19 protein-coding genes are annotated in these 22,585 nt (G+C 63.4%); all 19 read left to right on the top strand.

Annotated features, from left to right (window positions below; genetic code table 11):
- Positions 1-14 precede the first annotated feature (14 nt).
- On the top strand, positions 15-983 hold the full coding sequence (locus SA496_RS14945) for a threonine/serine dehydratase (RefSeq protein ID WP_330114025.1): 969 nt from the start codon (positions 15-17) through the stop codon (positions 981-983).
- 340 nt (positions 984-1,323) lie between these two features.
- Positions 1,324-2,028, top strand: coding sequence for a haloacid dehalogenase type II (locus SA496_RS14940; RefSeq protein ID WP_330114024.1), 705 nt, complete (start codon positions 1,324-1,326; stop codon positions 2,026-2,028).
- Positions 2,028-3,104 carry a phosphotransferase gene (locus SA496_RS14935; RefSeq protein ID WP_330114023.1) on the top strand — a complete coding sequence of 359 codons (1,077 nt, stop codon included), beginning with the start codon at positions 2,028-2,030 and terminating at the stop codon, positions 3,102-3,104. Before SA496_RS14940 ends, SA496_RS14935 begins: the two co-directional genes overlap by 1 nt.
- Positions 3,088-4,440: an aspartate aminotransferase family protein gene (locus SA496_RS14930; RefSeq protein WP_330114022.1), complete on the top strand. Its 1,353-nt coding sequence runs from the start codon at positions 3,088-3,090 to the stop codon at positions 4,438-4,440. Before SA496_RS14935 ends, SA496_RS14930 begins: the two co-directional genes overlap by 17 nt.
- Before the next feature lie 21 nt (positions 4,441-4,461).
- Positions 4,462-4,965 carry an Lrp/AsnC family transcriptional regulator gene (locus tag SA496_RS14925; protein WP_151135807.1) on the top strand — a complete coding sequence of 168 codons (504 nt, stop codon included), beginning with the start codon at positions 4,462-4,464 and terminating at the stop codon, positions 4,963-4,965.
- A gap of 298 nt (positions 4,966-5,263) precedes the next feature.
- Positions 5,264-6,733, top strand: a complete 1,470-nt coding sequence (locus SA496_RS14920; protein WP_330114021.1) for an aldehyde dehydrogenase family protein — start codon at positions 5,264-5,266, stop codon at positions 6,731-6,733.
- A gap of 261 nt (positions 6,734-6,994) precedes the next feature.
- Entirely contained in the window at positions 6,995-7,663 is a 669-nt protein-coding gene (locus SA496_RS14915) for a haloacid dehalogenase type II (RefSeq protein WP_330114020.1), read from the top strand.
- 115 nt (positions 7,664-7,778) lie between these two features.
- Entirely contained in the window at positions 7,779-9,536 is a 1,758-nt protein-coding gene (locus tag SA496_RS14910; RefSeq protein ID WP_330114019.1) for a dihydroxy-acid dehydratase, read from the top strand.
- 4 nt (positions 9,537-9,540) lie between these two features.
- A complete protein-coding gene (locus SA496_RS14905; RefSeq protein WP_330114018.1) occupies positions 9,541-10,467 on the top strand; it encodes a 2-hydroxyacid dehydrogenase in 927 nt (308 codons plus the stop codon).
- A gap of 377 nt (positions 10,468-10,844) precedes the next feature.
- A complete protein-coding gene (locus SA496_RS14900; RefSeq protein ID WP_330114017.1) occupies positions 10,845-11,513 on the top strand; it encodes a haloacid dehalogenase type II in 669 nt (222 codons plus the stop codon).
- A 39-nt stretch (positions 11,514-11,552) separates the two neighbouring features.
- Positions 11,553-12,827 (top strand): NAD(P)/FAD-dependent oxidoreductase, encoded by a 1,275-nt coding sequence (locus SA496_RS14895; RefSeq protein WP_330114016.1) that lies wholly within the window; start codon positions 11,553-11,555, stop codon positions 12,825-12,827.
- A gap of 128 nt (positions 12,828-12,955) precedes the next feature.
- Positions 12,956-14,611, top strand: a complete 1,656-nt coding sequence (locus SA496_RS14890; protein WP_330114015.1) for an ABC transporter substrate-binding protein — start codon at positions 12,956-12,958, stop codon at positions 14,609-14,611.
- A 72-nt stretch (positions 14,612-14,683) separates the two neighbouring features.
- Positions 14,684-15,637, top strand: a complete 954-nt coding sequence (locus SA496_RS14885; protein ID WP_330114014.1) for an ABC transporter permease — start codon at positions 14,684-14,686, stop codon at positions 15,635-15,637.
- A gap of 71 nt (positions 15,638-15,708) precedes the next feature.
- Positions 15,709-16,560: an ABC transporter permease gene (locus SA496_RS14880; RefSeq protein WP_330114013.1), complete on the top strand. Its 852-nt coding sequence runs from the start codon at positions 15,709-15,711 to the stop codon at positions 16,558-16,560.
- Between the two features lies 1 nt (position 16,561).
- Positions 16,562-18,391, top strand: coding sequence for an ABC transporter ATP-binding protein (locus SA496_RS14875; RefSeq protein ID WP_330114012.1), 1,830 nt, complete (start codon positions 16,562-16,564; stop codon positions 18,389-18,391).
- Positions 18,388-18,696: a (2Fe-2S)-binding protein gene (locus SA496_RS14870; protein ID WP_330114011.1), complete on the top strand. Its 309-nt coding sequence runs from the start codon at positions 18,388-18,390 to the stop codon at positions 18,694-18,696. The genes SA496_RS14875 and SA496_RS14870 overlap by 4 nt, the downstream gene beginning before the upstream one ends.
- 23 nt (positions 18,697-18,719) lie before the next feature.
- Positions 18,720-20,105: an FAD/NAD(P)-dependent oxidoreductase gene (locus SA496_RS14865; RefSeq protein ID WP_330114010.1), complete on the top strand. Its 1,386-nt coding sequence runs from the start codon at positions 18,720-18,722 to the stop codon at positions 20,103-20,105.
- Positions 20,102-21,256 (top strand): NAD(P)/FAD-dependent oxidoreductase, encoded by a 1,155-nt coding sequence (locus tag SA496_RS14860; protein WP_330114009.1) that lies wholly within the window; start codon positions 20,102-20,104, stop codon positions 21,254-21,256. Before SA496_RS14865 ends, SA496_RS14860 begins: the two co-directional genes overlap by 4 nt.
- Positions 21,253-22,410 (top strand): acetylornithine deacetylase, encoded by a 1,158-nt coding sequence (argE, locus tag SA496_RS14855; protein WP_330114008.1) that lies wholly within the window; start codon positions 21,253-21,255, stop codon positions 22,408-22,410. Before SA496_RS14860 ends, argE begins: the two co-directional genes overlap by 4 nt.
- Positions 22,411-22,585: the final 175 nt, after the last annotated feature.

Genomic DNA, 22,585 nt, shown 5'->3' with positions numbered 1-22,585 from the left:
AGAGAGGACATCATATGCGCGACCATCCGACCATTCAGGACATTCGAGAAGCCCAACAGCGGCTCAAACCCCATATCAAACATACGCCGCTACTGCGCGCGGAGAAGATAGAAAAAGCCGCCGGTTGCCAGCTCTATCTGAAGCCCGAAACCCTGCAGATCACCGGGGCGTTCAAGATTCGCGGCGCGTTGAACAAGACACTGTCGCTACCCAGGGAAGAGATCGCCAACGGCATCATCGCCACCTCGTCCGGCAATCACGCCCAGGGCCTTGCCTATGCTGCCCGCATGCTGGGCGTGAAAGCTATTCTGGTGTTGCCGGTGACCACACCGAAGATCAAGATCGCCAATACCGAAGCCCTCGGGGCGGAGGTCATTCTTTTCGATGGCGACACCGCTGCCCGCTGGAAAAGGGTGTATGAGATCGCCGAGGAGAACGGCTATGTGCCCGTCCATGCTTTCGAGGACCCGTTGGTGATGGCCGGCCAGGGCACCATCGGCTGCGAGATCCTCGAAGACCTGACGGATGTCGATACGGTCATCATCCCCATGGGCGGCGGCGGCCTGATATCAGGCATCGCCACCGCCATCAAGGAAACCCGGCCATCGGTGCGCGTCGTCGGTGCGGAGCCGGCGCTGACGCCTAAGTACTACCACAGCCGGTTGAACAAGCAGCGCACCACGCTACCCTTGAAGAACACTATCGCTGATGGATTGCGCATCAGCGTGCCGGGGCAGAACCCCTATCCGATCATCGAGCGCTACGTTGACGAGATCGTCCTGGTGGAGGACGAGCACATCGTCCAAGGCATGCGCGCCCTGGCCAAGGACGCGAAACTAATCGCCGAGCCCGCCGCCGCGATCGGTATCGGTGCGCTGCTGGCGGGTGTGGTCAAGGTCCGGCCGGATGAGAAGGTCTGCGTGGTGCTGACCGGTGGCAACTGGGACCTGTGCGACCTGGCCGAGGTCTACGCCTCTGCCTAGGCAATGGACAGTCCGCATAGAAAACCGTGATACCGCGTACTGCCGAACGCCCTTCCTTAATGGAGGGGCGTTTTGTTTTGCCAAGCAGGAAAAGAATGGGTCGCGCTGCCCAGAAAAACTTACTGGCCAACGCAGCTGCTACCCCCGTCTGAATGCGTGGGTGTGACGACGCCACGCCGGCCGATCACGGCCCTTCAAGGGAGGGCCGCAGATCCTGCCAGCATGCTCCGGATCAAGCAGGAATCTGCCTGAGTCACCCGGCAATAGAGCATTTCCGTAGGGCTGAGATTCATAGACTTGTAGTCACCAACCTGTCATCCACCTGTAGGAGATCGACCAAGTGACATACAAACCGAAATTCATCAGCTTCGATTGCTACGGCACGCTCATCAACTTCGAAATGGGCCCGACCGCGAAAAAACTCTTCGAAGATCGCGTTCCGAGCGAGCGGATGCCGGCCTTCCTGGACAGCTTTCGCTTCTACCGTCTCGATGAGGTATTGGGTGAGTGGAAGCCGTTCTTCGATGTGGTGGAGAACTCCATTCAACGCACGTGCAAGAAGCACGGCGTGGAATATCGTCCATCCGATGCGCTCGCCCTGTACGAGGCCGTGCCGACTTGGCAGCCGCACCCAAACGTCGTCGAGACGCTTGAGGCAATCGCTCCACATGTCCCGCTGGTAATTCTGTCGAACTCGATGGTCGATCTGATCCCGCACAGCGTCGCCCACCTCAAGGCGCCTTTCCACGCGGTCTACACCGCCGAAGAGGCTCGCGCCTACAAGCCGCGGGCGCAGATGTTCGAGTACATGTTCGACCAGCTCGGCTGCGGGCCGGAGCAGATGATGCACGTCTCGTCGTGCTTCCGTTACGACCTGATGACCGCGTCGGATCTCGGATTCATGGCCAAGGCCTTCATCGACCGCGGTCACGCGCCTGCCTGCGACGGCTATGGTGTCGACCGCCTGACCGATATTCGCCAACTTCCCGGTCTGCTCGGCCTCGATTGCCTAGCCCAGACCGCCCCGATGAAACGGGGCGAGTGATGGCAGACAATCGTCCGATGGCGGCAGCGGCGTTGAGCACGGCGGCACCCAACCTCGCCCCGAACGAGGTGCGGGCCTTGGTTCGCCGTCTCTACGGCATCGATGGCAGCGTTAAATCACTGGTGGGCGAACGCGACCAGAACTGTTGCGTGGAGACGGCCGACGGCAGGCGTTACGTCGTCAAGATCAGCAATCCATCGGAGCCACTTGCGGTGGTGGATTTTCAGATCGCGGCGCTCGAACACATCGCCCGCGTCGCGCCCGGCCTGCCGGCGCCGCGGGTGGTGCGCACGCTTGGCGGGCGTGCGCGCGACAGCGTAGCGCTGGCCGGCAGGGTGCAGACCAGCGTGCGGATGCTGACCTATCTCGAAGGCGTGCAGATCCGCGAAACCCCGCGTACCGCCGCGCAGCGTCGGGCCATGGGACGATTGCTCGCGGAACTGAACCTGGCACTGCGTGATTTCAACCATCCTTCGGCGACGCACGATCTGCTGTGGAACGTTTCCGCGGCGCAGCGCCTGGCATCCAAGCTCGATGCCATCGAGGACGCCCCGCGCCGCGCGCTCGCCGAGTCGTTCATGGCGCGCTTCACCGAGCATGTGCTGCCGCGTCTGCCGGCGCTCAGATCGCAGGTCATCCACAACGATTACCACCTCTACAACGTGCTGGTCGCCCCAGAGGACCATCAGCGCATCGTGGGAATCATCGACTTCGGCGATATGCTGCATGCCCCGCTGGTGGGGGAGGTCGCCACGGCGGCGGCCTTTCACATGACTGGCAGCGCCGATCCGTTCGAGGGGGCGGCGCAGTTCGTCGGCGCTTATCACGCCACGCTGCCGCTCAGCGAAATGGAGCAGGAGGTCGTTACCGATCTCATGGCCACACGTCATCTGATCACCGTGTTGATTTCGGAGTGGCGGGCCAGGCGCTACCCGGAGAACCGCGCCTACATCATGCGCCACAACCCCGCCTCGTGGGAGGCGCTGTCGCTGATGGCCGACCTTTCCCGCGATCAGGCGCGCGACCTATTACTCACCGAAGTACGCAAAGGACAAACCAATGAAGAGCACCACTGACCTCAACATGGTCAACGCTTATATCCCTGGACGCGCCGAACTGAGCCCCGCAACCGCGGCGATGATCGAGCGGCGCAACGCTTTGCTCGGCCCGGCCTATCGGCTGATGTACGAGCACCCACTGCATATCGTGCGCGGCGAGGGCGTGTGGCTGATCGATCCGGAGGGGCGCCGTTACCTCGACGTGTACAACAACGTGGCCTCGCTCGGGCATTGCCACCCGGCCGTGACCGAGGCAATCTGCCGGCAGGTGCAGACGCTGGCGACCAACACCCGCTATCTGCACGATACCATTCTCGAACTGGCCGAGCGCCTGCTCGCCACGGTGCCCGAGACCGAGCTCGCGCATCTGATGCTGACCTGCACGGGTAGCGAGGCAAACGACGTCGCCTATCGCATCGCCCAGGTGCGCACCGGCGGCACCGGCGTGATCGTCACTGAGACCGCCTATCACGGCTTCACCGATGCGGTGTCGAAGTTCTCGCCTTCGCTCGGCGTGACGGTTGATCTCGGGGCCCACGTTCGCCTGGTGCCGGCGCCGCGTCTCTACCATGCCGAGGGTGCCGATCTCTGCGAACGCTTCACCCGCGATGTCGAGGTGGCGATCGCCGATCTGCAGCGTCACGGCATCAAGCCGGCGGCACTCATCGTCGATTCGCTGTTCACCAGTGATGGCATCCTGCCTGAGCCAGCGGGCCTGTTGAAGGGCGCGGTCGAGGCGATCAAGCGGGCCGGTGGCATTTTCATCGCCGACGAGGTCCAGCCTGGATTCGGCCGGACGGGCGAGCACATGTGGGGCTTCCAGCGTCATGGCGTGATCCCCGACATCGTCACCCTGGGCAAGCCGATGGGCAACGGGCAACCTATCGCGGGACTGCTGGCCACCGCTGAGGTGTTGGCGGAGTTCGGCAAGAACTCCAGGTACTTCAATACTTTCGCCGGCAATACCGTCTCTTGCGCCGCAGCGTTGGCCGTGCTCGATACGATCGAGAAGGAAGGCCTGGTGCAGCATGCCGCCAGGGTCGGGAAGATTCTGCGCGAAGGTATCGCCGCGCTTGCCGACCGGCACGAGGCCATCGGTGATGTACGAGGTGCGGGCATGTTCGTCGCTGTGGAACTCGTCGCGGACCGCACAACGCGAGCCCCCGACCGCGAGCTCACCACCCGGGTGGTCAATTTGATGCGCGACAAAGGTGTCCTGCTCAGCGCCTGTGCGATGGGACACAATGTGCTGAAGATTCGACCACCGTTGGTGCTGACGGCAGAGCAAGCCGGTATGGTGATCGAGACGCTCGACGCAGCGCTGACTGAAGCACAATCTGCAAAGGCGCGCTAACCGGCCTCGAAGGTAATCGACATGCGACCTACGGCTTCCCTCGACCTGTTCGATATCAAGATTCTTTTGCATCTTCAGCGCGAGGGGCGCTGTTCCAATGTCGATCTGTCGGCAGCCATCGGCCTCAGTGAGAGCCCGTGTCTGCTGCGCACCAAACGTCTGCAGGATACCGCCGTCATCCGCGGCTACCGTGCGGAGGTTGCGCTGGAGAAGCTGGGCAGCCACGTCGTGGTGTTTTCCGAGGTGACCATCAGCAGCCATCGACCCCGCGACTTCCGCAAGTTCGAAGCCGGGGTTGGCAAGTATCAGGAGATAGTCGAGTGCTACAACGTCAGCGGCGGTTACGACTACCTGCTGAAAATCGTGGCACCCAGCATTACCTGGTTCCAGGCGCTGATGGATCGGCTGCTGGATGACGAGATCGGCATCGAGAAATTTGCCAGCCGGATCGTACTGCGTGAGCCGCTCGATCGACGCGGGTATCCGCTGAACACCATCGCAACCGGAAAGCCAAGTTGGGACTAATCAAGCGTCACATTGGCGCATGAATTTCGTCCTTGCAGCGCTATGAGTCTAGGGATGGAGTTTGTCTCCGGTCGTGCTTCTAAACTTTTTCGGCGTACCGGATAAGGCGGCTATGCGCAGCTGCTGCCAGGTGCGATGAGGGATTTCGGCATATTGCGCAAATGTCGGCTCGACAAGCCGCAGCTACTGCTCAGATGGGGGGTAAGGTCGGCAGCATATGTCGGGCAATGTTTTCTAGGATGGAGGCCTGGTCATGTACGCACCGCGCCGGTGCCAAGCCCTTATCCTGGAGTCCTTTATGAACAGCTTCGACCCTAGCATCGTCAAGGTCCGTAGTGCCCACTTCATTGGTGGCAGATACCGCGATGGCCTTCCGGGGTTGGATGTAGTGCGTCCCTCCGATGGCCGGTATTACGCACCGCTGCCGGTCGCCGATGTGGCACTGGTTGACGAGGCAGTGGAGAACGCCTGGCAGGCCTTTTGCCGCAGCGACTGGGCGAGCCGTCCGCCGCGCGAGCGCTGCCGTGTCCTGCGCCGCTGGGCCGATCTGATCGAGGCCGATGCAGCGACGCTGGCGCCGATGGAGGCTATCGGCTCGACCCGTCCGCATAAGGATGTGCTGGGCTGGGACATTCCCTACGTGGCCGAGGTGCTGCGCTTCTTCGCCGAGCTTGCGGACAAGCATGGCGGGCAAGTGGCAGCCACCCAGCGCGATCGTCTCGGGATGCAGATCGCCGAACCCTATGGGGTGATCGGTGCCATCGCTCCGTGGAACTTCCCGCTGAGCATGGCCAACTGGAAGGTCGCCCCCGCCCTGGCCGCCGGCAACGCCGTTGTCCTCAAACCTTCTGAACTCACGCCATTCTCCATCCTGCGCTACGCCGAATTGGCAGTGCAGGCCGGCCTCCCGCCAGGCATCTTCAATGTGGTGCAGGGCGACGGCCGGCTCACCGGCGATGCCCTGTGCCGCCATCCGCGAATCAGCAAGGTGACCTTTACCGGTTCCACTGCTACTGGGTCGAGCATCATGTCGACCTGTGCCAAGTTCGGGCCCAAACCGGTCACCCTGGAACTCGGCGGCAAGAGCCCGCAACTGGTGTTCGGCGATGTGCCGGACCTGCGCAAGACCGCCCTCAGCGTCGCCATGGGCATCACCGGCAACGCCGGCCAGGTGTGCGTCTCCGGTTCGCGGCTGATCATCGAACGCTCGATCCTCGAGCCCTTCGTCGAGTGCCTGCAGGGCTACTTCCGCGAGCTGCGTCCGGGCCATACCTGGTCGGCGCAAACCAGCCTGTCGCCTATCATCTCGCGTCAGCAGGCCGAGCGCATTGACAGGATCGTCCAGCGTTCACGCCAGGCCGGCGCCGAGGTGCTCGAAGGCGGCAGCCCCATCGACGGCCTCGGCGGCGCCTACTACCAGCCCACCCTGTTGAGCGTGGCGGACAGCCGCAACCCAGCGGTTCTCGAAGAAATCTTCGGCCCGGTGCTGACCATTCAGACCTTCGAAGACGAACAGCAGGCACTGCAGCTTGCCGAACACCCCACCTACGGGCTGGCGGCCGGGGTGCACACCGTCGACCTCAATCGTGCCCTGCGCCTGGTTCGCAGCCTCGAGGTCGGCACGGTGTGGGTCAACCGTTACGGACGTAGCAACGATCACGTGTTGCCCACCGGTGGCTACAAGCGTTCGGGCATCGGCAAGGATCTGGGCAGCGAGGCGTTCGAAGCCAATCTGCGGCACAAGAGCGTGCTGATCGACATCGGTTGATTTCTGCTGCGATATGGCCTGCAAGGGCGCCCCAATGGGCGCCCTTGGTGTTTGTGCAGGCCCGCATATAAGGTGTGCGGGACGCGGTTTTCCTGTTGGGGGGCACTCCGCAGAGTCTGCTGAGATTGGCTTGAATGATTGTCTTCTTGTATCGAGCGGATCGAGCTTTTAACGTCATCTGCTGGGGGCTCGGTGCTGTAATGAACTCGTGGTGCTGCGACGTATCGTCGCTTTTATCAACGAACTTTCAGGACTGCCCATATGAGCTTCATGCGCCCCAAGTACATCACCTTCGACTGCTACGGCACGCTGACCAACTTCCAGATGGGCCCGCTGACCCGCGAGCTGTTCGCCGATCGCGTTGCCCCTGAACAGATGGACCAGTTCGTCAAGGATTTCACCGCGTATCGCCTGGATCAGGTGATGGGTGACTGGCGGCCATATGATGAAATTCTCGATACCGCCATGTCGCGCCTGTGCAAGCGCTGGGGCATCGAATATCGCAACGAAGGCCAGCTTTACTACAACGCCGTGCCGACCTGGGGTCCGCATCCCGACGTGACGGCCGGTCTGGCGAAGATCGCCGACAAGATCCCGCTGGTGATCTTCTCCAACGCGATGGACGAACAGATCATGTCCAACGTCGACAAGCTGGGCGTGCCTTTCCACAAGGTTTTCACCGCCCAACAGGCCCAGGCCTACAAGCCGCGTCTGCAAGCCTTCGAGTACATGCTCGACAACCTCGGCTGCGGTCCGGAGGACGTGCTGCACGTTTCTTCGAGCTTCCGCTACGACCTGATGCCGGCCGAAGACATGAAGATCAAGAACAAGGCCTTCGTCGCCCGTGGCCATGAGCAGCCGGGTAACGCTTGCTACAACTACCACCAGATCGCCGATATCGGCGGTCTGCCTGGTCTGGTCGGCCTCTGACCAGCAATCGTTGCACCGCCTCGGCAAGAGGCGGTGCGACGCTGTGCCGTATGCCCGGCATGTGGCAACTCTGCCTTAGACGAATTTTCCGAACATAGGTCCACAGGGTGATCTCATGAGCGATAACGAAACAAAAGATGGTCGGCCGCTACGCAGCGCGCGCTGGTTTCGCAAGGATGACCTGCCTGGCTTCGTGCATCGTTCGACCTTGTCGACCGCCGGCTGGAGCCGCGAAGACCTGATGGAGCGCCCGGTCGTCGGCATTCTCAACACCTGGTCCGATATCAACCCGTGCAATCTCAATCTGCGCACGCTTGCCGAAGAGGTGAAAGTCGGGATTCTCGAGTCGGGCGGTATCCCGTTAGAGGTGCCGTTGATGTCGATCAGCGAGAACATCATCAAGCCGACCTCCTTCCCGTTTCGAAACCTGCTGGCTATGGAAGCTGAGGAGACCATTCGCGGCTATCCCTTCGATGCGGTAGTGCTGCTCGGTGGATGTGACAAGACGCAGCCGGCGCTACTGATGGGGGCCGCCAGCGCGGGCGTTCCGTTCATATTCCTTGCCAGCGGCCCGGCCACCCCCCGCTCGGCGACTGGCGGCAATCTGGCGAACGCCACCGGCGTCTGGCGTCTGGTCGATCAACTGCGTGCCGGAGAACTCTCCGAAGGCGATTTCGCTGCGTTCGAGCGAAGCGTGATGGGCACGGCCGGCCACTGCGCAGAAATGGGTACCGCTTCTTCGATGGCGGTCATCTGCGAGGCCCTCGGTGTGTCGCTGCCCGGCAGCAGCCTGGTGCCGGCGGTCGACCGACGTCGTCATCAGATCGCCCGCGAGGTTGGGCGTCGTAGCGTCCGCATGGCCGCCGATGGCAGCCCCCGCCCGAGTGAGGTTCTCGATGCGCGAGCCTTCGACAATGCCATTACCCTACTGTGCGCGGTGGGTGGATCGACCAACGTAATCATTCATCTGTTGGCGCTCGCCGGCCGCGTCGGGGTACCGCTGACTCTGGAGCGCTTCGACGAGATCGCCAGGCGTGTGCCGCTGATCGCCAACGTCCAGCCCGCCGGCGAACACCTCACCGAGCGACTGATGGCCGCGGGTGGCGTACCGGCCCTGCTCAAGACCCTAGAGCCTTTTCTGCATCTCGATGCACGCACCGTCGACGGCCGCACGGTCGGCGAGATTCTCGAGACGGCGGAGGTCGTCGATAGCGATGTGATCCGCCCGCTGGATAAACCGGTCAAGCCTGGCGAGACGATGGTTGTGGTCAAAGGCAACCTGGCACCGGACGGGGCGGTGATGAAGACCTGTGCGGCGGATCCCAGGCTGTTTCGTCATCGCGGCCCGGCGGTGGTGTTCGAAGACGTGCAGACAATCGCCGATCAGATCGATAACCCTGAACTCGGCATCGACGAGAACAGCGTGCTCATTCTGCGCAATGCGGGGCCCGTGGGCGCGGCGATGCCGGAGTGGGGCATGCTGCCCCTGCCGCGCCATCTGATGGAGCGCGGCGTGCGCGACATGCTGCGCATCTCGGATGCGCGCATGAGCGGCACTGCCTATGGTGCGGCCGTGCTGCATGTTTCTCCCGAGGCTGCGATCGGCGGTCCGCTGGCTCTGGTACGTGACGGCGACATCATCGAGCTCGACGTCGCCGCGCGACGACTGGAGCTCTGCGTCGAACCGGACGAACTCGAACGTCGGCGCCAGGCATGGCAACCGCCGCTGTCCCAGCACGTGCGTGGCTACCGCAATCTATACAACCAACACATCGAGCAGGCTCATATGGGCTGCGATTTCGATTTTCTCCGTGGCGCTAACGAGGAAACCCTTCCCGAAGGGCTGTTCGATGGCTGGGTAGGAGGCTGGTAGGATCATGAGCATTCTTTATCGATCGGACGCCCCCCGCGCGGCCGCTTGGGCGCGCTACTTCGCCGAACACGCCCCCGACCTCGATTTTCGGGTCTGGCCCGATGCCGGCAACCTCGACGAGGTCGAATACCTGATCGCCTGGCAGGCGCCGGCGGAGTTCATCGCCAAGCTGCCTCGCCTGAAGGTGTTCTTCTCCTCCGGAGCCGGTGTCGATCACGTCGATTTTTCCTCGCTGCCCAAGCACGTTCCCATTGTCAGGATGATCGAGCCTGGGATCATCAACGGCATGGTGGAATATGTCAGCCTGGTCGTTCTGGCGCTGCACCGCGACTTCTTCGACTACGTGGAGGCGAAGGTGGCACGCATCTGGGATCCGTTGGAGGTACCGCCTGCCTCGGCCCGCACGATCGGCGTGATGGGCATGGGCGCGTTGGGACGTGCCGTGCTGGAGCGGCTGGCGAGCTACGGCTTCAACCTGCGTGGCTGGAACCGGTCGCTGCGCGAGATGGATGGCGTGGAGAGTTTCGCCGGCCCGGATCAGTTGCAACCCTTTCTCGCGGGGTGCGACGTGCTGATCTGCCTGTTGCCGCTCACCTCAGCCACCAGGGGCATCCTGAACCGCGAACTGTTTTCGCTGCTGCCTGCCGGTGCGTCGCTGATCAATGTCGGGCGCGGTCCGCACCTGGTCGAAGCGGACCTGCTCGAGGCGCTGGATTCGGAACAGCTATCGCGCGCGATTCTCGACGTGACCGAGCCTGAACCCCTGCCTGTGGAGCATCCTTTCTGGGACCATCCGCGGGTATTTCTGACGCCCCATGTGGCGAGCATGACGCAGCCCGAATCGGCTGCGCCGATCCTGCTGGAGAACGTCCGCCGACATCAACGGGGAGAGGCGCTCGCGGACGTTATCGACCGCTCTCGCGGCTATTGAGATGAGCGGCCCATGACGGTGTTGCGGATGACCGCACAGAATGCCGTCGAGGGTGGTACGCAAGAGCATCATCATTGAAACGGGCGTTTCCTTTGGGGGCGCCCGTTTTCGCGTTTATGCCTGGCGCATTTTCTGCGGCGGCAACGCCTGAGGGAGGCTTAAAAAGGGCTCCGAACGTTCCGCGAGGGCGCATTGGGCCTGCAATTGCCCTGCTGTAGAGCACTCCGCAATGTCTGCTGGGGGGGGGCGGTAAAACGGTGGTTTATGTTGGCTGGCTCGCGCTTTTAACGTCATCTGCTGGGGGCTCGGTGCTGTAATGAACTCGTGGTGCTGCGACGTATCGTCGCTTTTATCAACGAACTTTCAGGACTGCCCATATGAGCTTCATGCGCCCCAAGTACATCACCTTCGACTGCTACGGCACGCTGACCAACTTCCAGATGGGGCCGCTGACCCGTGAGCTGTTCGCCGATCGCGTTGCCCCTGAGCAGATGGACCAGTTCGTCAAGGATTTCACCGCTTATCGCCTGGATCAGGTGATGGGTGACTGGCGGCCATATGATGAAATTCTCGATACCGCCATGTCGCGCCTGTGCAAGCGCTGGGGCATCGAATATCGCGGCGAAGGACAGCTTTACTACAACGCCGTGCCGACCTGGGGTCCGCATCCCGACGTGACGGCCGGTCTGGCGAAGATCGCTGACAAGATCCCGCTGGTGATCTTCTCCAACGCGATGGACGAACAGATCATGTCCAACGTCGACAAGCTGGGCGTGCCTTTCCACAAGGTTTTCACCGCCCAACAGGCCCAGGCCTACAAGCCGCGTCTGCAAGCCTTCGAGTACATGCTCGACAACCTCGGCTGCGGTCCGGAGGACGTGCTGCACGTTTCTTCGAGCTTCCGCTACGACCTGATGCCGGCCGAAGACATGAAGATCAAGAACAAGGCCTTCGTCGCCCGTGGCCATGAGCAGCCGGGTAACGCTTGCTACAACTACCGCCAGATCGCCGATATCGGCGGTCTGCCTGGTCTGGTCGGCCTCTGAGTCGCAACCGTCACTTCTCAACTTGATAAGGGGTTAGCCATGCGCAATGAGTCCTACTGGCTCGATACCGCACCGGCGTTCACCGGCGCTCAGACCGGCGCGCTGCCGGCGCGAGTCGATGTTGTCGTAGTCGGGGGCGGTTTCACCGGTCTGTCGGCGGCCCGTGCGCTGGCTCTGAAGGGGGCGAGCGTGGCGGTACTGGAGGCCGGCCGGGTGGTCGGCGAGGCCTCCGGGCGTAACGGTGGGCATTGCAATACCGGGGTTGCCCAGGACTATGGCAGCCTCGTCGCCAGCCTCGGCGCCGATCGGGCCCGCGCCTATTACCGTGCCTATGAAAGCGCGGTAAAGAGTGTGGTCACGCTGGTGGAAGAGGAGGGGATCGCTTGCGATCTCCGGCGCAGCGGCAAGCTCAAGCTGGCCGCCAAGCCCCAGCATTACGAGGGGCTTGCGCGGACCTGTGAGCTGATCCGTCGAGAAGTCGATGCTGAGGTCGAGCTGCTGTCTGCCGAACAAGCCCGCGCCGAAGTCGACTCGGCCCAGTTCCATGGTGGTCTTTTGCAGCGCAACGGCGTGCAGATGCATATCGGGCGCTTCGGTGTTGGCCTGGCCGAAGTGGCGGCGCGGCATGGTGCGCTGATCTACCAGCAGACCACCGTGCAGGGCTGGAAGGCCGAGGCCGGTGGTTATCGGGTCGATACCAGTCGCGGCAGTCTGCAGGCGGGGCAAGTTCTTCTAGCGACCGGGGCCTGTCAGCACGGCGGCCTGGGTTGGTACCGGCGTCGGATAGTGCCGGTGGGCAGTTTCATCGTGGCCACCGAAGTGCTGCCCGAGACGCTGCTCCTCCGCCTGTTGCCGCAACAGCGTTCGTACGTCACCAGCCGCATGATCGGCAACTACTTCCGGGTTACCCCGGACAACCGTCTGCTGTTCGGCGGTCGGGCCCGCTTCGCCATGTCTGGAGGAAGCTCCGACGCGAAGAGCGGCAAGATCCTGCAGGCGGCGATGGCGCAGATGTTTCCGCAGTTGGCTCAGGTGAAAGTCGACTACTGCTGGGGCGGGTTGGTGGATATGACCTCCGACCGTCTGCCGCGTGCCGGCCAGCATGGCGGTGTGTACCACTCCATGGGCTACAGCGGCCATGGGGTGCAGATGTCGGTGCACATGGGGCAGGTGATGGCTGAGGTAATGGATGGCAAGGCCGAGGCCAATCCCTGGGGCGAGCTGAACTGGCCGGCGATTCCCGGTCATTTCGGCAAGCCGTGGTTCCTGCCGTTGGTGGGCGCTTATTACCGGGTTCAGGACTACTTGCACTAAGCGCGTACGTGGTTAAGGAGAGTGTATCCACACTAGCGAAACTGTTGATTCACCGTCGTTTGCGTTACCAGGTGGCTCCGCTCAACTGCGGGCATTAGAGCCTTCTCATTATCGACAGGTAGAACGATATGACTGACAACAAGAATAAAACCGAATCCCAGCTGATCAGTGGCTCGGAAAGCCAACGTATTTTTGAGGGACTCAATCGCGGCATGTCGCGCCGTGATGCGCTGCGCATGCTGGGACTGGCCGGCGTGGCCGTCGCGGGTGCTGGCAGCCTGTTCGGCTCGGCCGGCCAGGTATTAGCCTCAACTTCTACCGGCACCGACACTGGTACCGGTAAAGGCAAACGTGGTGGCCGCATCAAGGTAGCCAGTGCGACCAGTTCGACCGCCGACACCCTGGATCCGGCCAAGGGCGGGAACTACACCGACTACTGTCGCCACAACATGTTCTACAACGGCCTGACCACGTTGGACGAGCAATTGGCCCCACGCATGGCCCTGGCGGAATCGTTCGATACCAGCGACGCGATCTCCTGGACCGTCAAGCTGCGCAAGGACGTTGTATTCCACGATGGCAAGCCGTTCACCTCGGCGGATGTGGTCTATTCGTTGAACCGCCACAAGTTGCCTGAACTCGGTTCCAAGGCACTGACAATCGCCAAACAGATCAGTGAAGTGAAGGCTGTTGGTCCCCACGAGATTCAGATCATCCTGGGCAGCCCGAATGCGGACCTGCCGGCCATCCTCGGCACCACACACTTCCTCATCGTGCGAGACGGCACTACGGACTTCAGCATTGCCAATGGCACCGGGCCATTCAAATGCGTCGAGTTCCAGCCGGGCGTGCGTTCGATCGGCAATCGCAACGACAGCTACTGGAAGCCGGGCCTGCCGTATCTCGACGAGATCGAGTTCTTCTCGATTCCCGACGAGGCGGCTCGTATCAGTGCCCTGCTGGCCGGCGACGTGGACCTGATCAATCCGGTCAACCCGCGTTCGGTTTCGCGCCTTCTGGACAACCCCAAGGTCGCCTTGATGGAGACCAAGACCGGTGGCTATACCGACCTGGTGATGCGCGACGAGCTGGGCCCGGTGCAGAACCCGGACTTCGTCCTGGCCATGAAGCATCTGCTCGATCGCAAGCAGATCAACCGGGTCGCCTTCCGTGGCTATGGCACCATCGCCAACGATCAACCGATCGCCCCGAGCAACCGCTACTACTTCGCTGGTCTTCCGCAGCGTGAGTTCGACCCGGAGAAGGCCAAGTTCCATCTGCAGAAGTCCGGTATGGCCGGGCGCTCCATTCCGCTGGTGGCCTCCGAAGCTGCTACCGGTTCGCTGGACATCGCTCAATTGCTGCAGCTGTCGGGCCAGCAGATCGGGCTCAAGCTTGATATCAAACGGGTACCAGCAGACGGCTACTGGTCCAGCCACTGGATGAAGCACCCGCTGGGCTTCGGCAACGTCGGTACGCGACCGACCGCGGATCTGCTGTTCAGCCTGTTCTTCCAGTCAGACGCCGGCATGAACGAGTCGGGCTGGAAGAGCGGGCAATTCGACCAACTGCTGCTTGCCGCCCGCGGCGAGACCGACGAGGCGAAGCGGAAGCAGATGTACGCCGACATGCAGGTGCTGGTGCATGAGCACTGCGGTATCGGTATCCCCCAATTCAACAGCAGCCTCGACGGCCACAGCGCCAAGCTGAAGGGCCTTTCTCCCCATCCGCTCGGTGGATTGATGGGCTACATGTTCGCCGAACACGTCTGGCTGGATGCCTGAGCGCCGGTTCGATAACCAAGGTGCCGCCTGAAGGGCAGTGCAGGCGGCGCCATAGAAGAAAAGGGTTCAGTTATGAACAGCACCATTGCGCGCCTTGTGATTGGTCGGCTGGCTGTCGGCGTGCTGACGTTGCTTATCGTGTCGCTGGTGGTCTACTTCCTCACCAGCCTGCTTCCCGGCGATGCAGTCCAGGAGCAGCTCGGCCAGGAGGCGACCCCCGAAGCGCTGGCGGCCCTGCGTGCGCAGCTCGGCCTGGATCAGCCGGTCTACCTGCGTTACCTCTACTGGTTGGGCGGGCTGGTAACCGGCAACCCAGGTGTTTCTCTGGTCAACGGCATGCAGGTCGACTCAATGATCGCCAGCCGCCTACCCAATACCTTGAGGCTGGCCGCGATCACCGCACTGGTCTCGGTGCCGCTGGCGCTGACCATCGGCATTCTCTCGGCGATGTACCGCGGCTCGATCTTCGACCGCTACAGCAACATGCTGGCGGTGTTCGCCGTCTCCGTTCCGGAATTTCTGATAGCCACCATCGCCGTGTTGATCTTCGCCGTGAAGCTGGGCTGGCTGTCGGCGCTGTCGCGCGACGTCGACGTCCACACGTTCGGTGAGTTGGCGCGCGTCTACGCCATGCCGGTGCTGACCCTGTGCTGCGTGCTGACGGCGCAGATGGCGCGTATGACCCGCGCAGCAGTGATCGATCAGCTCAGTGCTCCCTATGTCGAGATGGCGGTGCTGAAAGGGGCGCAGCCGATCCGCGTGGTGCTGCGTCATGCACTGCCTAACGCCATCGGACCGATCGCCAACGCGGTGGCGCTGAGCCTTTCTTATCTGTTGGGGGGCGTGGTGATCGTTGAGGCGATCTTCAACTATCCAGGTATCGCGACGCTGATGGTGAACGGTGTGATTACTCGAGATATGCCGCTGGTACAGGCATGCGTGATGATGTTCTGCCTTGGCTTTCTGGTGCTGGTGCTGCTGGCTGACCTCTGTGCAATTCTTTCCAACCCGAGGCTGCGTAAATGAAAGCAAACCGTAATACACCGAAGCCAAGCGGAACGAGCGGCGGACATAACGCATTGCCTACGGAAGGACCGGTGAACGATAAGGCGTCTGCCGTCGCACCCCGCAAACGTCGCTTCTCGCTATCCGTCGGCGGCGTCATTGGTCTGCTGATCGTCTGCTTCTGGGCCCTGATGGCCTTCATTGGTCCGCTTATTGCGCCCCACGAAGCCAACGCCCTGATCGGCGATGACTTCTTTGGCCCACTTAGCCGGGAGTTCCCGCTGGGCACCGATTACCTGGGCCGCGATATCTTGAGCCGGCTGCTGTATGGCGCGCCCTACACCATCGGCCTGGCCCTGCTGGCCACCCTGCTGGCCTGCACTGCCGGGGTGGTGCTGGGGCTGGTGGCGGCCGCCTCCGGTGGCTGGGTCGACGCACTGATCAGCCGTACCCAAGATGCGCTGATCGCCATCCCCAATAAGATCTTCGCCCTGCTCATGGTCGCCTCGTTCGGCTCCTCGGTGCCGCTGCTGCTGGTGATGGCCGCCTTCGCCTACATGCCGGGCTCTTTCCGTATCGCCCGTGCCGTTGCAGTAAACGTGATGACCACGGACTTCGTCCGGGTTGCCCGCACCCGAGGCGAAGCCATGCCCTACATCATCTTCATCGAGGTGCTGCCGAACATGCTGCGCCCGGTGCTGACCGATTTCGGCCTGCGCTTCGTGTACGTGGTGCTGTTGCTTAGCGCGATGAGCTTCCTCGGCTTAGGCATACAGCCGCCGGACGCCGACTGGGGCTCGCTGGTGCGCGAGAACATCGAGGGCCTGGGCCAGGGCGCACCGGCCGTGCTGGCACCGGCGGTGGCCATCGCCACCCTGACCATGGGGGTCAACCTGCTCATCGACAGCTTCGGCGGGCGGTCCAAGCGCGAGACGGAGAAGTGAGATGAACGAAATCGTCAGGGTAAGCGGCCTGCGCGTCGCCGCACGCAACGAAGAGGGCGTCGACGTACCGATCGTGCACGGTGCCGATTTCAGCCTGAACAAGGGCGAGGTGCTGGCGCTGATCGGCGAATCCGGTTCGGGCAAAAGTACGATCGCGCTGTCGCTGATGGGCTATGCGCGTGCCGGTTGCCGCATTGTCGGCGGCTCGGTGCGCATCGGCGACGTCGACGTGCTCAAGCTGTCGAGCGCCGAGCTGGCCAAGCTGCGCGGCCGTACCGTGGCCTACATCGCACAGAGCGCGGCCGCGGCGTTCAATCCGTCGAAAAGCATCATGGAGCAGGTAATCGAAAGCGCGCTGATCCATGGAGTGCTGACGCGGCAGCAGGCGCAGGCCAAGGCCGTCGAACTGTTCCGCGCGCTGGCACTGCCGGAACCGGAGCGCATCGGCTCGCGCTATCCGCACCAGGTTTCCGGCGGGCAGCTGCAGCGTCTGATGGCAGCGATGGCGCTGATCACCGATCCGGCGCTGGTGATTCTCGACGAGCCGACCACGGCGCTAGACGTCACCACTCAGATCGAAGTGCTGCGCGCCTTCAAGCAGGTAGTACGTGAGCGCGATACCACGGCGATCTACGTGTCCCACGACCTCGCGGTCGTGGCGCAGATGGCCGACCGCATCATCGTCCTGCGTGGCGGCCAGATTCAGGAAAACAGCAGCACCGGGCAGATCCTCGAAGAGCCGGAGCACCCCTATACCCGCAGCCTGTTGGCGGCGATGAAGCCGGCGGCGAACAGTGTGGGTGACCATGAGATCGCTCCCGCGGAAGAGGGCCTGCTGCTCGAGGTGCGCGGCCTGGAGATCTGCTACGGCACGAAGAAGGTGCTGCACGACGTCGATCTGAAGATCCGCCGCGGTGAGGCGGTGGGCGTGATTGGCGAATCGGGGTCGGGCAAGACCACCCTGGCGCAGGCCATCGCCGGCCTGGCCGAGCCGTCGGCCGGGCAGATCCTGCTGGATGGACAGCCGCTCAGCCGTTCGCTGGCCGGGCGCACTCGCGATCAGTTTCGTCGTGTGCAGTACGTGTTCCAGAACGCCGATACCGCGCTCAATCCGAAGCACAGCATCGAAGACATCCTCGGCCGTCCGCTGCGTTTCTACCACGGTATGAAGGGCGCGCAGCAGCAACGGCGAATCGCCGAGCTGCTGGAGCTGGTGCAACTGCCGGCCAGCATCGCGCAGCGCCGACCGGGCGAGCTGTCCGGTGGCCAGAAGCAGCGCATCAACCTGGCGCGGGCGCTGGCGGCGGAGCCGGACCTGATCCTCTGCGACGAGGTGACCTCGGCGCTGGATACGGTGGTGGGCGCGGCGATCCTCGAACTGCTGCGCGAATTGCGCCGCGAGCTGGGGGTTTCCTACCTGTTCATCAGCCACGACATCTCCACCGTGCGTGCGCTGTGCGACGACATTGTGGTGATGTACAGCGGTCACAAGGTCGAGGCCGGCAATCAGCAGTCCTTCGTCCAGGCACCTTTCCATCCCTACACCGATTTGCTGATCAACTCGGTGCCGGAACTGCGCCAGGGCTGGCTGGAAAACTGCGGGGCCAGTTGCGGCGCGCTGCCGCCGATCGGCGAGCCGGTCGCCGGGGCGAAGCTCTGTCCGTTCCTCAACCGCTGCCCGATGCGGGTCGACGGCCTGTGCAATCGCAGCGCCCCACCACGCAACAGCATCGCCGGTGGCAGTGAGGTGCTCTGCCATCGCAGCAGCGCAGAGCTGCTCAAGGCGCAGCAGGGTACAAACAGCCTGAAGCTTGTGGGGACCTACGCATGAACGCGCGTTTCGTACGCTTGGCCGAGAATCAGAGGGCAAAGGTGAGGCTGATGGTCGATGGCGAGCCCATCGAGGCCTTGCAGGGCGACACCCTGATGGTTGCACTGCTGACGCGGGTGTCCGCCTTACGCGAGTCAGAATTCGATCCAGGCCGACGCGCCGGCTTCTGCCTGATGGGTGCGTGCCAGGACTGCTGGGTCTGGACCCGCAGTGGCGAGCGCCTGCGGGCCTGCTCCAGCGAAGTTCGCGAAGGGCTGGATATTGTGACCAAACAACCGGAGGCAATATGGCCGCTGCGTGGTTGAAAGACGTCGATAAAAAAGACGATATGCGCGTTGTGATAGTCGGTGCCGGCCCGGCCGGCACCCGCTGCGCCGAGACCCTGGTGGCTGCCGGCATCCGGCCGATCGTGCTGGACGAGAACCGCCGCGACGGCGGACAGATCTACCGCCGCCAGCCCGAGGGTTTCTACCGTGATTACGCCACTCTCTATGGTAGCGAGGCGAACAAGGCCAAGGCTTTGCACGACAGCTTCGACCGCTTGCGCGGGCAGATCGATTACCGGCCCGACACCTTGGTCTGGAGTCTGACTCATGGGCAACTGTTCTGCGTCAGTCAGGGCAGGCATACGACCGTGGATTACGATGCGCTGATCCTCTGCACTGGCGCGACCGACCGGCTGATGCCGATCGAGGGTTGGCAGTTGGCCGGCACCTACAGCCTGGGCGGCGCGCAGATCGCCCTGAAAGCCCAGGCGGTCGCCATCGGTCGCCGGGTGGTATTCATGGGCAGCGGACCGCTGCTGTATCTCGTCGCCAGCCAGTACCTCAAGGCCGGTGCCGAGGTGGCCGCGGTGCTCGACACTTCGCCGTTGCGCAAGCGCATCGCGGCCCTGCCCAAATTGCTCACCCGCCCTGGGGTGCTGTTCACCGGAATGAAGCTGCTGGCGAAGCTCTGCCTGGCGGGTATCCCGGTGCATCTGGGGGTCCAGCCGCTGCGGCTAGTGGGCGATGCGAGCGCAGGCGTCGGTGGCGTGCGTGTACGCACCGCACAGGGCGACAGCCTGCAGATCGACTGCGACGCGGTCGCCCTCGGCTATCACCTGCGCCCGGAAACCCAGTTGGCCGACCTCGCCGGTTGCCGTATGCGTTTTCATGAGCCCTCGCGCCAGTGGGTGCTGGATACCGACGAAGAGGGCCGCACCTCGGTCGAGGGTGTGTATGCCGCAGGGGACGGTACGCGGATTCGCGGCGCCGACGCCGCCGAGCACGCCGGACGCCTGGCCGCCATGGCGCTGCTGCAGGATATGCGGCTACCCGTAAGCAGCGAGGCGCTCGCCCAGCAGCGCCGCTCCCTGGCGGTGATGGAAGAGTTCAGCCGCGGCCTGTACCAGGCCTTTCCCTGGCCGGCGGCGCAGGCCGAGGCGCTTGCGGACGAGGCGATCGTCTGCCGTTGCGAGATGATCACCGCCGGCGAGCTGCGCGATGCGGTAAGGGCGAAGGGAGCCTGCGAGGTCAATCGCGCCAAGGCCTTCAGCCGGGTCGGCATGGGTCGTTGTCAGGGCCGCTACTGCTCGCAGGTCGGCGCCGAGGTGATCGCCGCAGCGGCTGGCGTCGCGGTCGAGTCGGTCGGCCGTCAGCGCGGGCAGGCGCCGGCCAAGCCGTTGTCGATGCAAATCGAGGAAATCAAGTTGGTCGATGGGGTGTCGCCGTGAGCGTTGAACAAACCGATGTACTGATAGTCGGCGGCGGCCTGATGGGCGCGGCCTCGGCATTCTTCCTGCGTCAGCGTGGGCGCTCGGTGGTGCTGCTGGAGCGGGACATGATCGGCCAGTACGCCAGTGGGGTGAACTTCGGCAACGTGCGCCGGCAGGGGCGTTTCCTGGGCCAGCTGGAGCTGGCCAACCGCTCTTTCGCCCTCTGGAAGCGCCTGCCGCAGCTGATCGACGACGATCTGGAATTCGTCGCCAGCGGTCAGATGCGCGTGTGCTACCGCGAGGAGCAGATCGCCGAGTTGGAGGCCTACGCTGCGGCGCCCGAAGCGCGCGAGCTGGATCTGAAAATCTATCGCGGCCGCGAGTTGCACGAGCGCTTTCCGTTTCTCGGCCCGGAGGTCAAGGGCGGCTCCTACGCGCCGCACGATGGCCACGCCAACCCGCGTCTCGCCGCCCCGGCCTTCGCCCGCGCCGCACGCCGGGCGGGCGCGCGCATCGAGGAGCATTGCGAGGTGACCAGCGTAGAGAAGGTTGGCGGGAAGTTCCGGGTGATCACCAGCGACGGCCGCGAGTACCGCGCCGAGCAGGTACTGATCACCGCCGGCGCCTGGGGCGAGAAGCTTTCCGCGCAGTTCGGCGAGCCGGTGCCGCTGATAGCCAAGGGGCCGCAGATGTCGGTCACCGAGCCGGTGCCCTACGCGCTGAAAACGGTGATCGGCGTCTACACCAAGCACCCCGAGGAAGTGCTGTACTTCCGCCAGATTACACGTGGCAACATCATCATCGGCGGCTGTAACCACACTCAGCCGGACATGCTCAACCGCCGTGCCCACTTCGATCCGCAGAGCCTGCTCAAGCAGATGCAGCAGATGTGCCGGCTCGCGCCGCAGATGACCAAGCTGAACATCATCCGTACCTGGAGCGGTATCGAGGGCTACGTTGCGGACTCGCTGCCGGTGATGGGCCCCAGCGGCCAGGTCGAGGGCCTGTATTACGCCTTCGGCTTCAGCGGCCACGGCTTCCAGCTCGGCCCTGGGGTTGGCGACGTGATGGCCGAGCTGATCAGTACCGGTAGCACCAGTACACCTATCACGCCCTTCCACGTCAGTCGTTTCGCCAGCACGGCCGAGCCGCGGAGCAAGGCATCGTGAGAGCGCGGGCGCTGGACATCCTCAAACGGCTGATCGCCTTCGAGACCGTCTCCTCGGAATCGAACTTGGCGCTGATCGACTACGTCCGCGAGTTGCTGGCGAGCAAGGGCATCGAATCGCTGATCGTCAAGGACGAGAGCGGACGCAAGGCCAACCTGTTCGCGAGCGTCGGTCCGCGCGATGTGCCAGGCATCCTGCTGTCCGGCCATACCGACGTAGTCCCGGCCGCCGGCCAGGCCTGGACGGTACCGGCGTTCCAGGCGACGGTGAAGGACGGGCGCATCTATGGCCGTGGCAGCTGCGACATGAAGGGCTTCATCGCCCTGGCCGTCGACGCCATGCTCAGTGCGACTGAAGCGCCGTTGACCCGGCCCCTGCAACTGGCCCTGTCGCATGACGAGGAGATTGGCTGCGTGGGTGTGCGGCGGCTGCTCGACGTGCTGCATCTGGCGCCCGTGCGGCCGATGCTGTGCATCGTCGGCGAGCCGACTGAAATGCAGTTCGTGCTTGGCCACAAGGGCAAGGGTTCCTACCGCACTCTGTGCCGTGGCCAAGAGGCGCATTCGTCCCTGGCGCCGCGCTCGGCCAATGCCATCCACCTGGCGTGCGACTTCATCGCCGCGCTGCGCGAGGGGCAACGACGCCTGCAACAGCAGGGCGCGCATGACACGGCCTACGACGTGCCTTACAGCACCGTGCATGTCGGGCAGATCGCAGGCGGCAAGGCGCTGAACATCGTGCCGAATCTGTGCACCCTGGATTTCGAAGTCCGCAACCTGCCGGCCGACGACCTCGACCAGTTCATCGAGCAGATACGCGAGCAGGCGCAGGTCATCGTCGCGGAGGCCAGGCGACTGTCCAGCGTCGCGGCCATCGAGATCGAAACCCTGAACGTCTATCCCGGCCTCGATACCCACCCGAGCGTCGAGGCCGTGCGCCTGCTGCAGGCGTTCGCAGCGCCGGGGACCGGCACCGCCAAGGTATCCTTCGGCACCGAGGGCGGACTGTTCAACCAGCGCCTGGATGTGCCGGTGGTGGTCTGCGGTCCCGGCTCCATCGAGCAGGCGCACAAGCCCGATGAATTCGTCGAGTTGAGCCAGATGGACGCCGGCGAGCGTTTTCTCGATGGGCTGCTGGGCTCGCTGAGGGCGTAGCTCCGACGTTCTGTTAAGGCGCGCATGGCGCCCGTAGCCGGGCCACGCGGCTACGCAGGCGATAAAGAACCATAACCATAAAGCGGGACTGTCGAGACTCCTCGTGGTCCCGAGCGCTTCTGGAAAACCTGCCATGAAAGCCATGGAATGCTTGTCCTTCTCCGCTAAGTTCGTC

It is taken from the genome of Pseudomonas sp. JS3066, from assembly GCF_036328175.1.
Lineage (GTDB): Bacteria > Pseudomonadota > Gammaproteobacteria > Pseudomonadales > Pseudomonadaceae > Metapseudomonas.
Note: the sequence above shows the minus strand (reverse complement) of the source record. Positions and strands in the feature narration are given on the sequence as shown.